The organism is Tamlana flava (genome assembly GCF_041287255.1).
In the GTDB taxonomy this organism is placed as follows: Bacteria; Bacteroidota; Bacteroidia; order Flavobacteriales; family Flavobacteriaceae; genus Tamlana; species Tamlana flava.
This window is the reverse complement of the sequence record NZ_JBGGTX010000004.1, coordinates 132172-148331: the sequence shown is the minus strand read 5'-3', so window position 1 is coordinate 148331 and position 16160 is coordinate 132172. Positions and strand designations below refer to the sequence as shown.

Annotated in this window: 10 protein-coding genes and 1 pseudogene; all 11 read right to left on the bottom strand. The window is 37.9% G+C overall.

Going from position 1 to position 16160, the window contains the following annotated elements; genetic code table 11:
* Positions 1–71: 71 nt before the first annotated feature.
* Complete coding sequence (locus tag ACB104_RS12625; RefSeq protein ID WP_370479257.1) at positions 72–281, bottom strand: glycoside hydrolase family 30 beta sandwich domain-containing protein; 210 nt, start codon at positions 279–281, stop codon at positions 72–74.
* Positions 281–1285 (bottom strand): annotated as a pseudogene (locus ACB104_RS12620) (glycoside hydrolase family 30 protein). The gene ACB104_RS12625 and the pseudogene ACB104_RS12620 overlap by 1 nt, the downstream one beginning before the upstream one ends.
* Before the next feature lie 221 nt (positions 1286–1506).
* A complete protein-coding gene (locus tag ACB104_RS12615; protein ID WP_370479255.1) occupies positions 1507–3939 on the bottom strand; it encodes a glycoside hydrolase family 2 TIM barrel-domain containing protein in 2433 nt (810 codons plus the stop codon).
* 13 nt (positions 3940–3952) lie between these two features.
* Positions 3953–5338: a glycoside hydrolase family 27 protein gene (locus tag ACB104_RS12610; RefSeq protein WP_370479253.1), complete on the bottom strand. Its 1386-nt coding sequence runs from the start codon at positions 5336–5338 to the stop codon at positions 3953–3955.
* 12 nt (positions 5339–5350) lie between these two features.
* On the bottom strand, positions 5351–6352 hold the full coding sequence (locus tag ACB104_RS12605) for a glycoside hydrolase family 43 protein (RefSeq protein ID WP_370479251.1): 1002 nt from the start codon (positions 6350–6352) through the stop codon (positions 5351–5353).
* 3 nt (positions 6353–6355) lie between these two features.
* Positions 6356–7429, bottom strand: a complete 1074-nt coding sequence (locus ACB104_RS12600) for a glycoside hydrolase family 43 protein (RefSeq protein WP_370479249.1) — start codon at positions 7427–7429, stop codon at positions 6356–6358.
* Between the two features lie 5 nt (positions 7430–7434).
* Complete coding sequence (locus tag ACB104_RS12595) at positions 7435–9588, bottom strand: glycoside hydrolase family 43 protein (RefSeq protein ID WP_370479247.1); 2154 nt, start codon at positions 9586–9588, stop codon at positions 7435–7437.
* Between the two features lies 1 nt (position 9589).
* Positions 9590–12034 (bottom strand): glycoside hydrolase family 2 TIM barrel-domain containing protein, encoded by a 2445-nt coding sequence (locus ACB104_RS12590; RefSeq protein ID WP_370479245.1) that lies wholly within the window; start codon positions 12032–12034, stop codon positions 9590–9592.
* A 176-nt stretch (positions 12035–12210) separates the two neighbouring features.
* Positions 12211–12909 carry a DUF4998 domain-containing protein gene (locus tag ACB104_RS12585; RefSeq protein WP_370479243.1) on the bottom strand — a complete coding sequence of 233 codons (699 nt, stop codon included), beginning with the start codon at positions 12907–12909 and terminating at the stop codon, positions 12211–12213.
* A gap of 14 nt (positions 12910–12923) precedes the next feature.
* Positions 12924–14138: a DUF5000 domain-containing lipoprotein gene (locus ACB104_RS12580; RefSeq protein WP_370479241.1), complete on the bottom strand. Its 1215-nt coding sequence runs from the start codon at positions 14136–14138 to the stop codon at positions 12924–12926.
* Between the two features lie 12 nt (positions 14139–14150).
* Positions 14151–16157, bottom strand: a complete 2007-nt coding sequence (locus tag ACB104_RS12575; protein ID WP_370479239.1) for a RagB/SusD family nutrient uptake outer membrane protein — start codon at positions 16155–16157, stop codon at positions 14151–14153.
* Positions 16158–16160: the final 3 nt, after the last annotated feature.

The following is a 16160-nucleotide window of genomic DNA, read 5'->3' as shown; positions in this document are numbered from 1 at the left end:
TTAGTTTGTATTAAATTCTTGTTAAATGCCAAAAAATACAATTAAAAATTCTAAAATCCATATTAATTCATTCAAGAAAAGGTATTAATTGATTTTGCTTTTAGATTTAACGACACTTCTTTCCCTTCAATCGATAAACGTATTTCTTTGTCTGCTTCTTCTTGATTAAGGATCATTAATATAATTTCTCCATTAGGGTTCATAAAAGCTAAATGGTCTTTATTTTCGGTTGTTTTTATTCTGTGCGCCCCTGGTTGCACGAAATGACTTAAATGTTTCATCAAGTAATATTCAGGGTTATAATAACTTGTTTCTTGTTCTTGTCAATGGTAATCATCGCATTCTGTCTCCAACCCCAAGTACTTTCACCTGATGGATCCAACACCATATTCCAATACATATAGCTACTGGTTCCATTGCTTAGGTATTGATTTATTAATGACCAAGTATATTCTGCTGAACCCCAGTTTCTTTCTCCACTGCCACACTCAGATTCTGTTTGCATAATCTTCATATCTGGAAACTCATCGTGAATGGTCGGAATAGCGTATTTAAAATCCCATTGCACTCCTATTCCTTTAATATATTTTGAAGCCTCAGCATCTTTTAAAATGGTTCGAGTATAATTGGGGTCTCCAAAGTTAACGGTGCCCAACCAAATATCAGCTTTAGTCTTATCTTTTTCGAACTGAGGTCCTAAAAAATGACCAATAAAAAACGCCAAATCTTCTGGGCGCCAAGTACAGCTTTGCCAGAATGGTTGATAAACAGGCTCGTTTTGCACCTGGACCAAAGTAATATCAATGCCTTCATTTTCATATGCCTCCACAAATTTTGAAAAATACAAGGCATAGGCCTGCAAGTATCTGTTTTCCATCCTAAAAGCTGTTGCATTATTTCGTATCGCTTGTGCTTCGGTCATACTTTTATTACCTCCTGGCCCCATGGCATAATGGTTATTTACCTTCATCCATAATGGAGGCACCCAAGGCGAAGCCCATATTTTCAAATCAGGCCTTACTTTTAGAGCTTCTTTAATGTATGGAATAAGAATATAGCGATCTCTATTGATATTGAAATTTATCATTTATAAATCTTCCGGAACATCATTAAAAGAGTAATAGTTCAATGAGTAATCATTGGAGCCCAATGGCATTCTACATAATGAGAAATTCACCCCTTCTTGAGAGACTAAATCTGCAATTATATTAGTCCTAACATCTTTGCTAACACTCTGTAGCGCCTCCCAGCCTTGCTCGTTAAAACATGCTCCAAAACCATCCATTTTCTGCAATTTATCATTTGGGTATATGGTAATATCTGCCTTACCATCGGAGACTTTTAAAGTTTGGCTTTTCCCTTTTACCCATTTTTCTGATTGGGTCGTGTAAGTCCATGATACCTTTTGGGCATAAGATGTCCCTAATGTTAAAATTGATACAATAGTTAAAATTAGATTTTTCATTTTGGATATTGTTTTAATTTGGTCTTTATTATATAAATATCCTAGCTTTTCGTTGTTATTTTTATTGTTCCGGTTTCCATACCGTCTGAAGTCACTTCAATATTTATATCTCCTTCTTCCCTAGTACTTTTAATAACCACCAAAGCACGTCCGTTCCAAGCTTTTCGGTTATTTGAAATATATAAATCAGTGTCTTTTAAATTGGCATTGTCAACCCCAACAATTACACCCGGACCAGAAACATTAAATTGAAGTCTGTTGGATGCATTTGGTGCAAGAATTCCGTTTTCATCGGTAATTTCAACCGTGACGTAAACCAAATCCTGTGCATCTGCTTTTATGGTTTGACGGTCTGCGCTCAGTTCAATTTTAACAGCTTCTCCTGCTGTTTTTAATAAAGTGCTCTCAACCTCTTCACCTTCTTCACTAACTCCAACCGCTTTTAATTCTCCCGCTTTATATGGCAATGCAAATGTAGCTTTAAATTCTTCTGCAATTGTTGTGGCTTTTTCGCCAACAACCTCTCCATTTAAATACAAGCGTACTTTTGGATATTTAGAATACACCTCAACTTCTATGTCTTTACCTTCTTGATTTGGCCATGTCCAGCTTTCCCAAGTTGGCCATACAGCCCACATGGTAGTTTTAATTTCGCCTTTTTCAGGATTTGGCTCTTTTACAGCCATATAAAGTTTTTCGGTATCGTTATACAACAAGCTTCTATAATGCGAAATAGGTTTACGCCAACCGGTTAAATCCACATCACCACAATAAGCACCGTGCCATGGATACAAATCTACCATCCAATGCTCACCATCTGGCTCTCCAGGGTAATAGTATCGTCCAATGCCCGATTCTCCCAAATAATCCATAGCCGTCCAAACAAAATCACCAATGATATAGCTGTTTTTTTGAACCAAATTCCAAATAAAGAATGCATTTTTTGGATACGATTCTGTATTCACGATAATTCTTGAAGGCACCCTTTCATGGTCTGATTCCGCTTCCTGTAATTGGTAGTTATACCCTGCTACATCATGCTCTGCCATAAGTGGGTCGAATATATCCCAACCTTGTCCCCAAGTAGTCATCGCAGATGTTACAGGACGTGTTGTGTCAATTTCTTTTACCGAATCAGATAACATTTTTGCTGTTTCAACAGCTTCTGGCTTGGTACGTTCTATAATTTCGTTACCAATGCTCCACATAATAATTGACGGGTGGTTTCTATCACGCAACACCATAGATTGCAAGTCATGCTTCCACCAATCATCAAATAAGGTAGAATAATCGTGAGTTATTGGGGTAATGGTGGTTTTCATTTCACGCCAGCCATCAAAAGCCTCATCAACTACCAACATACCTAAACTATCGCAAGCGTTTAAAAAAGCTTCTGAAGGTGGGTTGTGGGATGTTCTCAAGGCATTAAAACCTGCCGCTTTCATCAACTCAACTTTTCTCACCTCTGCTCTATCATAAGCCGCAGCACCCAAACAACCATTGTCGTGGTGTACGCAACCCCCATTTAAAAGTACTTTTACACCATTAAGAACAAAACCGTTTTCTGCGGAAAATTCAATCCTTCTAATACCAAATGTTTTTGTTACTTTATCAAGAAACTCATTTCCCTCAGTTCTTAAAAGAAACTCAGCTTGATACAAACTTGGTGATTCTGGAGACCAAAGATTAGGGTTATCTAACTCAATATCGTAGTCGAATTCCAATTTGCTATTTGCCTGAATATTATAGTCCATTTCAGGCAAAGCAATCCTTCTGCCATCTGGATTACGAACGGTAACCTGCAACTTTACCAATTCAGGTTTATCAGATTCATTCTTAACATTGGCTTTTACCTTAACCGTAGCTTTTTCTTTTGAAACCTCTGGTGTGGTAATGGCAATTCCCCAATCTTCAACATGAACCTGATTTGTAATTTTCAACCATACATTACGGTAAATGCCCGAACCGCTGTACCAACGGCAATTTTTTTGCAGTGAATTGTCTACTTTAACGGCCAACACATTGTCCTTTCCAAACTCTAAATGTGGGGTTAAATCGAAACTAAATGAGGTATAACCGTATGGTTGAACTCCAATAGATTTTCCATTGATGAACACTTCAGCGTTCATGTAAACCCCTTCAAAATATATGGATACTTTTTTACCCTTCCAAGTGTTATCCGCTTGAAATGTCTTTCTATACCAGGCTTTTCCCATAGGGAAATATCCGCCATCGCCACCTGAAGGATTTTCGATTTCCGATTTACCCTCAATACTCCAATCATGGGGCAAATCTAGAGTGCGCCAACTAGAATCGTCAAAACTAATGGAACTTCCCTCGGGGGCTTCTCCTAGTTGAAATTTCCAATCGTAATTGAACAATTGCTTTCTTTCTGGCTTTATTTCTTCTTTTAAAGAATTGCAGCCAAAAGCAATAAGTGAAGCGAATAGAATTAAGAGTTTTGAATGATTCATTGTAATTATCTTGTTAATTATTTTCTATTTTGTACAAACCTGAGGCATGTGGTTTCAGATTTTGGATAAATTCATCTTTAAATTCACCAACTTCTTCTCCCGTCCAAAGGTTTGTGATTTTTACCTTTCCCAATAATCCCAATTCTGAAAGTTTAACACCTACATCTTGGGGTAATTCATCCAATACATTAAATAAAGCCAAATAGGTTATGTTTTCTTTTTCGTTATTTGAAGTAATAGCCAACTTATTATCATTAAAATAAAGTTGGCGTACACCAGAACTTTCTGTATGCATTTTTAATACCTCTTTATTGGTAAGCAGTGATAATGTAAAATCATCATTACTCGGTAAATCACCTCCAAACATTAAAGGAGATTTAAAAATGGTGAAGAAACTCATTAAAGTGTATTGTTCATCTTTGGTTAAATTGGTCATTCTATCATTACCAACTTCACCTCGTATGGAAAGCCTTCCCAAAGGAATCATATCGCAATCTGGCCATGTGCCCGGTTTGATGTGTTTGTACCAATCTTGGCTTACTTCCATTACATGTTTTATATGCCCCCAGTTATCCCAAACATCATTTACCATGCGCCACATATTGGCATGCTCGCTAGCATGCGAACCAGCATTAAGTGGAGTTTCACCGGGAGAGGTACTTAATACTATTTTTCGTCCACAATTATAAATGGCTTTTCTAATGAGTTCAATTTCTTCCTTATGGTAAATAGGGGCAGATAAGTCATCTATTTTAATAAAATCGACACCCCAATCGGCATACAACTCAAAAATGGAATTGTAATATTCTTGTGCTCCTGGTTTACTGGCATCAATGGTATAATTATCCTTTAACCATTTGCACTGGTTTCCTGTTGAATAAATTTGGTCTGCTGTGACGCCATTCGTTCCTTTAATTGGCAGTTTATTTTCAACGGCATATTTTGGAATTCCACGCATGATATGGATTCCAAACTTTAACCCTTTGTTATGAACATAATCTGCCAAAACTTTAAACCCGTTACCGTCTTCAGCTGATAGAAAACGGTTTGTGGCGGGCATGTATCTTCCATATTCATCAACTACATAAATAGGGTCTGTTTGGTTATAGCCGTGGGATTTTGGATTTTCCACAAACCACCTAATGTCCACAACCACATATTCCCAGCCAAATTCCTTTAAATGCTCGGCCATATAGTCGGCGTTACTCATGATTTCATGCTCCCTCACCGTTGGACCATAACAGTCCCAACTGTTCCAGCCCATAGGAGGCGTTTGCGCCCATTGCTTAAAGTCGGATTCTTTGTCTGTTGCTAAAGCTAAATCCTTGGCCTTTCCAAAGCAACCTGACAAAAGCACAACAACAGCTAATATCCTAAATATGTTGGTTGATAGTTTCACTTGATTCTGAACCTAATCTTGAACACCCTTAGTGGTCATTATTATAGGTTTAATGGTTCCATCTGCATTGTATTCCATCTTATCGATGCAGATAGACCGACTATAACTATTTCCATCCGTTTGAATGCCACCGTTATGATAAATGAAATACGATTCACCCTTAAAATCAATGATAGCCTGATGATTGGTATTACTGTTTCCAGCTATTTCATTGATGATTCCTTTATAAACAAAAGGGCCTTCAGGATTATCACCCATAGCATAAGCTATACGTTCTGGAAATCCAACGGCAAATGATAGCAAATACTTTCCATTTCTTTTTTGAATCCATGGGGCTTCAGTGTATGGAAATTCCATTTCACCCTGAATATCTATCATTTTTATGCCATAATCTTGGTCATAAGAAATCATGTCCTCGTTCAGCTTCGCAGCCCAACAAGCGCCATTACCCCAGTAAATCCAAGCCTGACCATCATCATCAATAAATACCGTTGGGTCTATAGTACGCCAACTGTGGTCTTTTCCAAAGCTATCATCATTAGTAAATAATGGCTTTCCTATAGCGTCTTTATAAGGTCCCTCTGGCCTATCTGAAACTGCAACACCAATGCCCGTAGTTTGTGAACTGTTGTACCAATAGAATTTTCCGTTACGCTCAATAACTTGACTTGCCCATGCCGCATTGGTTTCACCCCAAGAAAAATCTGTGGCTTTTAATGGTGTTTCGTATTCCCAAAAGTTTTTCATATCGGTAGTGGCAAACACGCACCATTTCAGCATGCTATACCATTTTTGACCGCCCTCAAAATCTTCTCCTGTGTAAATAAATAAAGTATCATTGTGCACCAAAGCTGCAGCATCGGCAGTATATTTATGGGTAACAACAGGATTGCCATTTGCTTGCCATGAATGAATGACTTTACTTTTACCCTGCTCTGAATTTTGAGCCTGTAAATTAATTGCAGCTGCTACAATCGAAAAAAATGCTACTAAAGTTGTATTTTTCAAATTCATTATTTAGTTAAGTTTTAAGTCGTAATTCCAATGATTAGCCAAACGCAAAGCTTCGGTTTTGGTTAAATGTATTACAGCACCGTGCTTCGGCGATGTGAAATTTGTTGTTTTCATTTCACATTCATTAAAATGACCAATCTCTTTAAAGGTTTTAAAATCGGTAGTTTCTACAAAACCAAAATTGTGCGGACTGATGCTATAAATGTCATACATAAGAATCCATTTATCGCTATCCAATCGTTTCCAAACATTTGGCGCTTCGCACGAACCTGGTTCCTTATCTACCCATTCCGGCTTATATTCATAACCTTTGTTAATATAGTTTGAAACCGCCATTTTCACTCCTATCGGTCGTTCCTGTGCCACATACATCATACAGTAACGGCCATCAGGCATGGGTGTAATATCGGCATCCAAAAGTTGAATGGTTTCATCTGGATATTCAAACAAAAGTTCTGGTTTAGTAATTAATTCTGTGAATTCCTTATTGGCGTAAGCATAGTACAATTTAGTAAGGCCGTGCCCCATGCGCATGGTAAAATATACCATCATCTTATCTTCCTGTGGATCGTAAATAGCTTGGGGCGCCCAAGCGCAACCAATGTCTTCAAACCCTTCAAAAGCTTCATCAAAAAGGAAATTGCTATGTGTCCAGTTAATTAAATCATACGATTTCATCAATACAAAACCTCTATTGTTGCCCCAATCATATTTTTCACCAGGTCGTTCCCATTCGGTATCTCGATAGCCTTTTTCTTTTCCAAAAATGTGAAGGTCGGTCATAACTATATAAAAAGCACCATCAGGACTACGCGAAATATGAGGGTCGCGAATACCTTTTTGGCTTGCAATAGTATCGCCTGCAACTATAGCCTTTCCTTTATTTATATCTGTGAAGCTTTTTCCATCGGTACTCAGAGCTAAGTGCAAACTGTGGTCATCATCCTTAAAATAAACCATGAGGTATGCACTTAAATCTTCCTTCTCTGTTGTAGCGTCTTTTTTAGATTTGCAGCCAAAAAATGAACTGAATAGAACGACTAAAACTAAACCAATTATGTGTGTTTGTCTCCTCATTAATATTAATTTAAAGGTTGAATTCCGGACACTGTTGGCGTAACTGGTTTTATGCTGCCATCTTCATTAAATTCCATCTTATCGATACAAACTTCTCGATGAAAACCTGCATCACCACCCATTTCAATACCTTTTGGACGCGTAAAACGATGATAGACAATGTACCACTCGTCTTTATTGGGCACTTGAATAACACTGTTATGACCCGTACCATAAATACCGTCTTCTGGCCTTTTTTCTAAAATCAAATTATTTTCTGGAATGTTAAACGAGCCTGTTGGTGAATCTGAAGTGGCATAACGTACTCGATAATTTGGGCTTCGGGTATCATCTTCAGACCATAAGAAATAATAGGTTCCGTTTCTGTAGAAGACTTCTGTTCCTTCCCTGAACGTTCCGTCAGGATTTAAACGTTTAAAGCTATTCTCTTTAACCGATACCATATCATCGTTCAGCTCAACAACACCCATGTAACCATTGCCCCAATAAAGATAGCTTTTGCCTGAAACTGGGTCGGTAAAAATATCAGGGTCTATTTCTTGCCCTCTATTAATGCCCTCTGGCTTTTCACCAATAATAGGCTGACCAGAATCCACAAAAGGTCCGGCAGGGTCATCAGCAACGGCAACACCAATTTTTTGTGCTGCCGTGAAGTAGTAAAAATATTTATACGCACCATTCATTTCCTTCTCGATGGCACATGGTGCCCAAGCATTTCGGTCTGCCCAAGAAACATCTTTGTTAAGGTCTAAAATAACGCCTTCATCTTTCCAGTTTACTAAATCATCAGAGGAAAAGGTTTTAAAATACGTTCCAGACCAGCCATGAAAACCATCACTTGTTGGGTAGATGTAATACTTCTTGTTCTTTTCGGAATAAATAATTTCTGGGTCGGCGTAAAATCCCACTAAAGCTGGATTATTTTCTTGTACAACTGAAACTTTGTATATTTTTTGCTTGCCACTAGATGAAATGGTGTATTCCACTGCTCCATTTGAGAAATCTTGAGGTCCTGTTTTTGAGACGGATGTCCAAGAAACCAATGCTATTTCAGGGTCAAAACTTGCTAAATCAGTATTGGGTATAACAGGAATGCTAATAGTTCCTTCTTCATCATTAATAATCACATTATTTTCTTTAATGCTTGTTGAATTAAATCCTGTGAATGATGAAGCGTCAATAGTTCCCCATTTATCTAACAGTCTTTGCTTTTCTTGTTCTGTAATTCTAATTACGGTACCGTGCCTTGGGTGAAAATTCATTGATATTTCATCATCAACCACAGTAAAATTTTCTAAATCTTTTGATTTTGTAAACTGATATGTTCCTGAAGTATACATATCATACATTAGAATGTACTCCTCAGAATCAATCAATCTAAAAATACTTGAACCTTCAACAGCCTCATCTGTTTGATCCATAAAACCAGGCAGTTCCACATAGCCTTCCGTTAACTTATCGGAAATAGCTTGCATAATTCCCTTTTTATCTTCATCCTCATTCTTAAAGAATAAATGATATTTTCCGTCCTTATAAATAATGTCTCCATCTATGCAAGCTGCATTGCTTGGACTAAAATATAGTTGTTTGGGTACTGTTGCCAAACTAGTAAAATCTTTATTGGCATATGCATAATAAATAATATCCGGTCCTTGAGCACCAAGCATAGACCAATAAATCATGTACTGGTCGGTTTTATCATCATAAATGGTTTGTGGCGCCCAAACGCGAACAACATCACCAAATTCTTCTGGATAAGTATTAGGAATATTAATGACAGAATGTGTCCAATTAATCAAATCGGTTGACTTCATAAGTACCATGGCTCTATTGGAACTCCACCCATTGGCAGAAACCATATCAGTAACTACCATATAAAACGTTTTACCATCAGCACCCCTAAGAATATGTGGGTCCCTAACGCCACCTGTTGAGCTAATTTCCTTCGAATCAATAATGGGCTGATTTCCATTAAGGGCATAATAATTATATCCATCGCTACTTAAAGCATAACGAATAGCTTCCTCGTCTTGACTATTTCCTGTAAAATAAGTGAATAAATAGGTTGTGTACTTTTCTTGGGTCTTGCACGAAAACACCATCAAAGCCATAACACATAGTGCAAAAAGGTTTAAGTTTAGTCGGTTAATTTTTTTCATCTTATTTTGTTTTTTTTGTCTCAAAATTGATTTCAACGGGTTTTAAGTACGGACTGGAAAAGGTAACCTTTACTTTTCCTGAATCTCCTCTTGCCTGAATGTAGGCTAAAATTTTTCCTCGGAAAGCAGCTTGGGTGTTATCGGTATAATCAGACATATCTTGGTTATTCCCAGCTTCCAATCCTAACAATTTTGCTGGTCCTTCAATTCTACAAGTAATTTCGTTTTCCGCAAGGTTAGCCAAAACACCATGTTCATCAACTATCTCAATACGCACTAAAATGGTTTCCCTGTTTTTGCTAATGATTTTTTTATCATTTTCAATCTTAGCCTTTAAAGCATAAGCAGCTTTTGGCGTTTCAATGGTATATCTGCTTAACTCTTTACCATTATCAGATAGACCTATAGCCTCCAGTAGTCCAGATTGGAATGGGATATCCCAAAACATAATTCCCGTTTCTTTATCGTATTCCTTTGCTTCACCAACAATCTTGCCGTTTAATTCGAGACGTGCTTTTGAAGCGTTGGTGTAGCAAACCACGCGAATGGTTTGATTGTTTTCATAACTCCAAACTGGCCAAGCATCAATTAACAATCTTCTTCTATTTCTATTACGAATAGGATAAGTTCCAATGTAAATCATTGGCTTATTGCTCCACAGTGATTTACGGAAATAACCTCGTGGTTTTATGTTCCCTGACAAATCGACCAGCCCTGAGTAAAAGCCCCGTGAAGGCCAACGTCCAGATTCACCCAAATAATCTATTCCGGTCCATAAGAACTGACCAAAAATATGCTCATTCTCAGTTACCGCTTTCCAAGCCTCTAAATCGTGTCTATTTTCACTACCGTAAATCACCCTATTCGGGTATTTTTCATGATCTGATTTGTATTTACTTTCAGTGTAATTATAGCCCGTAATATCTAAAGCCCCCGGATATTCCGTTTCGTTAGACATGGCCACACCTGCCAACCCTGCCGTAACAGGCCTAGAGTTATCATACTTCTTTACCGCTTTCACCAAACGCATAGCAATATCGCCCAAGCGCATAGCATCTGGTGCGTCTTTTTTATAGCCTCCATAAACAGCCTGAGAAAAACCAGTATCACCTCCCCCATCTAAAACTGGGTGTGAATAAGGGTCATTTGGATAATCCACTTCATTACCAATGCTCCAAGCAAAAACAGACAGATGATTTCTATCTCTGCGAACAAAATCTTCAAGGTCCTTTTCTGACCAATCAGCAAAAATATCGAAGCTACCCTCAAAACCTGGCGTTCCCACATTCCAACCTTCTAACCATTTACGCTTGGGGAATTCCCATTCGTCGTAAGCTTCATTCAAGACTAAAAGGCCTAACTCATCGCATAGGTCGTATAAATCTGGTGCTTGTGGATTATGACTTGTCCTGATGGCATTAACGCCCAATTCTTTCAAGGTTTGCAATCTGCTTTTCCAAACCTCTTTTGGCACCGCAGAGCCTAAAACGCCGGCATCATGATGAAGGCAAACCCCTTTTAATTTCATCCATTCATCATTAAGCGCAAATCCTTTGTTCGGATTGAAGGTGAACTTACGGAATCCCGTTTGAATGACGGTTTCATCAACTATGTCGCTATCAAGAAGTATTGTTGTTTTAAGCTGATATAGGTTTGGGGTTTCCAAACTCCAAAGCTTGGGGTTATCAATTTTTAATTCAGTAGAAATTTTAGCGGATGAATTAACTAATAACTGAATATTGTTGGATGTTCTTTCAATAGGTTTTCCTTGACTATCAAACAATTCATTAATAATAATAAGGCTTGCACTTTTTTCAGATTCGTTAACGACATCAACTTCAACGTTCAATATTCCCGAATTATCTTGAACCTCGGGGTAGGCATAAACACCCCATTGTGCAATATGCACGGGATTTGAATATACCAACCACACATTACGATAAATACCAGAACCTGTGTACCATCTGGAATCGGCACTCTTACTATGGTCTACCCTTACGGCAACAGTATTTTCTTGACCATATTTCACATAAGATGTTGCATCATACGCAAACGAAATGTAACCGTTTGGGCGTTTTCCTAAAGATTTTCCATTAATAAAGACTTCACTTCTATTATAAACGCCTTCGAAGTATAGGTACACTTTTTGTCCACTTTTACTTGTTGGTATCTCTAAAGTTTTTCTGTACCAACCTATACCTCCAGGTAAATAACCTGTGGCACTGGCCAAATTTGGATTGAGCTGGCCTTTTACGCTCCAATCATGGGGAACATTGATGGTTTCCCATTTAGAGTCGTCATAAGATGGTGTTTGAAAATCTTGGTTATCCTGTAAAATAAAGTTCCAATCGTCATTAATCTTTTGGGCATCGCCAAAACCTATTTGACCCATCAAAGTCAACTGTGAACAAACAAAAACCCCAAATAATATTTTTTTTAATGTCATTATCTAAAAATTATCAATAAGCATCTAAGCCAATTACATAACTAGCATTTTTTTGTAGGCAAATTGCTTCTAAATGGCGATGTAAAAAATAGGGAGGGTAAATAATCTCACGCCTCCCCATTTTATAAAGTCTTGACCTCTAGTGGTCAAATTAATTTTATACTCTTAGCTACTGATTATTCTTCTATAAAATCATAATCTGTGTAAAATATATCAATAGCTGTTGGTTCTGGAATAAAAGAAGTTCTATACTTGATGGATGATGTACCATCCCAATCTGTGAAAAGGATAACCGATTCGCCAATAGGTACTATAATAGTCTTTTCTGTTCCGTCGGTAGAACTATATACTATCTCAGATTCAATAACACCAGTACTTCTGTCCATATTATCGAACGTAATCCTGTAACGATTGCCACTGTAAAGTCTTGCAAGTACAATAGGACGGTTAAAAAGTGTAGCTACATAACCTTCACCATAAACCCTGCCTGTAACTGTTGAAAGTATAGAACTGTTCCCATCATTATCATAACTACGTACTTGGAAACTATAAATATTCTCAGGAAGATTATCTATGATGGTAGAAAACCTTTCACCAACCGCTCCACCAGTTAAAGGTACTGTGATAGAATTATTTGTATTATTCCACGAAATTCGCACTTCAGTTGCCTTAGGGTCAGAAGGTAAATTCCCACCTAATTGAACACGGTTATAGCCCCCAAAAACATACAAGGAGTCCATTTTACCAACATAAATTCGCTCACCACCTTCAACATACTGAAGATAATCATCACTATAATCATCACAGGAATAGATCAAAGCACCCAATATAAGGGAAGCCGCAACTATTAAAACATTTTTAAAATTAGTTTTCATATCAATTTAGTTTTTTAAAAGTTAGGATCTCCATAAATGGCGATTTCATTTACGGACATATATTCCAGCCCTCTCCAATTCTCGGTACACTCTATCCTTAGGTAACGTACCTTTGGTTTGTCAATGCTTATTAAAACGTCTTCACCGTTTTCTCCAGCTTCCGTATCGGCAGCTGTTTCTTCTCCTTCTGGTAAACCCGATGGTTTTAACACCTCATAATCAACCATTCTTATCCATCCAGATAAATCACCATTATTTAACTCATTGGCTCCCCATATTGTAAATTTCCTCATGGCACCCAAGTAATAATAAAAGCGCTGGCCTCCTAAAGGTTCTGAGAAATTCCAAATATGGATACGGCTTACTTTTGTTTCTTGACCAATATCGAAGGTTACTAAATGACCAATAGTTGGATCAGGGTCCGCCCCCCTCTGTGTAAAATAAGAGTCAAACCATTCAATAGACTCGTCATCCCAGAGGTTAGAAACCGCATAACCATCGTTACCCGCATCATTAGATAATCGAACACCGACATAACCAGATTTTGGCATCAACTGTTCAAATAACGGTTCAATTGGTTTAAATAGTGTATCTGTAACATTACCCCATCTATCCCTTACCGTAATAGCAAAATCTTGCTCTACAGCTTCCAAATTTCTTAGACTTCGGTTTATTTCATTACTTTTTGTATATATGCTTGTTGGTAGTGGCTCCCAATCACCTACGTTATTTCTCAGCATCACCAAAATAGCAATATCATCTTCAGTTGGATTTGATGCCTTAACGTTAACACCGCCAAAATCTGGTCCAATCTCTAGTGATTCAAAAATAGCGAAAATCGGAGCCGGTAATGGGTTAACCGTAACAACAACAGGTTGAGATTCTGTTTCACTTTTATTTCCCGCTGTAATGGTTACTTGTATAGGCTCTCCACCTTTAAACCCTTCCAAAACCATGGTATTTTTAAAATAAGATGATTTTGTTTCCCTTTGCGTTCCATTTTCTGTGGTATAACGAGCCACAACATATAGGAGGTCTTCATCGGATGGAAGTGTATACGATAGATTTACCTTTCCTGGCAAATTTTCAATGCTTATATTTTCAACTATACCCGGTGGTACCGTATTACTTTCGAGTGGCCCATGCCCCGGTTCTTCGGAGCAAGCCATAAAGGCTAACATGACAACTAAGACAATAGCCCAAAATTCTTTTAAAAAGTTTCGTTTCATAATAATTATTTTTTACCAACCTGGGTTTTGAACCAGATTAGGGTTTTGTATTAGCGTTGATTGATTGATTGGCCAGAAATAATCCCTAGGAGAAACAAAGCGTTGTTGGTATAAGGTAATTATCTTATAATAAGCACTTTCTGTATCTGAACCAACGTTCCAGCCTTGAATAAGTTCGTTAAACTCAAGGGCAGCTCTTTTCCAACGTCTGATATCCCAATAATTTTTCCCTTCAAATGCCAACTCAATAGTACGCTCTCTTTGAATTATTTCACGCATACCAGTTTGAGTCGTGTATTTTGCTGGATTTTTAGAAAAATTCTGCCATGAAGAAACCACACCATCTAAACCAGCGCGTGCACGAACTCTATCAACATATTCAATGACTTCCGCTGTGGGGCCTTGAGCCTCATTTAAGGCCTCGGCGTACATCAGGTACACATCTGCCAAACGTATTTCTGGCCAAGCATAATCTCGAATTGTAAATCCGTTGGACTCGTTATGTACCAGCTTTTTTACAAAATATCCTGTAGTATTGTAATTGAATGGGCTATCTCCATTCCCTGCTGGACCACTACGCTTAGCCCTTAGGTAATATTGTTCTTCATTATCCAAACATTCATTAACGTACCAAACCGCACCATCAAAGCCCAAATTGGCATAAAATCGAGGCTCTCTATTGAAATTGAGATTAGCTGTGGTGTAGCCTTCATGTATGTTAAGTTTATGTTCTGGGCCTGCCTTTCTTATGGAATCCACTTTTGTGAAATCCAAAGTTATATCTTCCTCCATAGGCACACCATTAATGGTGTAGAAATTGTTCGCAGCTTCAAAAGTGGCCGCATAAGATCTACGTGCTGTATTTTGGTTAGCAGGCTCATAAGTTGCATCTGAACTATGTGTGAATGGCGCCACACAAATTTGTTGCAAAGGCACAGAAGAACCAGAGTGGCTAGACCAAAGTACCTCTGTGTTCCAACTTTCTGTTACGGCTCCTCTTACACTAAGTTTTGTTAAAGTAGTATCAGATAATTCAATTACATTATCTATCTTATAATATAGACTGTGATCATCTGTTTCAGCAATATCAATAGCAGCTTTAGCGGCATCAGCAGCTCTTTGCCATTTTGATGCATCATAATTGGTGTTAAACAAAGGTGTTCCATCTTTGTTTGTTAAACCGGCCATATCTGTATTACCATTGAATAACGGACTTGCAGCCATAAGCAACAATTCTGCTTTTAATCCAACAGCCGCTGATCTAGTAAGACGTCCCAATTCATTTTGAGTATTAACAATCGTTCTAGGAAGATCTATTCTTGCTTCGTCCAATAATTGCACCAAATAATCTACAACATCATCAACTGGTTCACGAGATACCTGAATCTCATCATCCGGTGCATCAACAGGAATGTTTGTACGCATTACTGGAATAGGACCATACATGCGTAACAAATAATAATGGTAAAACGCTTTTAAAAACTTAGCCTCGGCAACCCATCTTGCACGCTCATTTGTACTGAGGTCTGGCACCTGATTGGTACCTTCCAAACGTGAAATTAACACATTGCAATGCCTTATACCATCGAACATTGGATAATTTCCTTGCACGCCAGGCGCTCCTGGATATGGTTGACCGCCACCCTGACCGGTCCCTTCCCAAACATCCAAATAGGGATTATCAACTTGCTGCAATCCACGAGCTATGTAATGTGAAAATGCCGTAAAAGATGAGTTGTTAGGTGGTATCCAAGCTTCGTCACCGAGTAAAAGCCCAAAATTATATACCACATCGGCACTTATGGGAAGATAGCTGTAACACGTAAATAAATATTTTTCTGCTTCATTTCTTAATGTGAAAGCGTCATCGATAGTAGCCAGGTTATCTGGTACCACATCTAAAAAAGTCTCCTCACAAGATTCAGAGGTCAACATACAGAAAACCATCATCACAGAACCAATAATTCCCTGAAGTTTTCTGCCGTTTCGATTAATTTTTTTCTTATTTATAATATTCATAAC

Coding starts and splice junctions, on each gene's coding strand:
- ACB104_RS12625 (WP_370479257.1), bottom strand. CDS start 281: ATGAAACATTTAAGTCATTTCGTGCAACCAGGGGCGCACAGAATAAAA.
- ACB104_RS12615 (WP_370479255.1), bottom strand. CDS start 3,939: ATGAATCATTCAAAACTCTTAATTCTATTCGCTTCACTTATTGCTTTT.
- ACB104_RS12605 (WP_370479251.1), bottom strand. CDS start 6,352: ATGAATTTGAAAAATACAACTTTAGTAGCATTTTTTTCGATTGTAGCA.
- ACB104_RS12600 (WP_370479249.1), bottom strand. CDS start 7,429: ATGAGGAGACAAACACACATAATTGGTTTAGTTTTAGTCGTTCTATTC.
- ACB104_RS12595 (WP_370479247.1), bottom strand. CDS start 9,588: ATGAAAAAAATTAACCGACTAAACTTAAACCTTTTTGCACTATGTGTT.
- ACB104_RS12590 (WP_370479245.1), bottom strand. CDS start 12,034: ATGACATTAAAAAAAATATTATTTGGGGTTTTTGTTTGTTCACAGTTG.
- ACB104_RS12585 (WP_370479243.1), bottom strand. CDS start 12,909: ATGAAAACTAATTTTAAAAATGTTTTAATAGTTGCGGCTTCCCTTATA.
- ACB104_RS12580 (WP_370479241.1), bottom strand. CDS start 14,138: ATGAAACGAAACTTTTTAAAAGAATTTTGGGCTATTGTCTTAGTTGTC.
- ACB104_RS12575 (WP_370479239.1), bottom strand. CDS start 16,157: ATGAATATTATAAATAAGAAAAAAATTAATCGAAACGGCAGAAAACTT.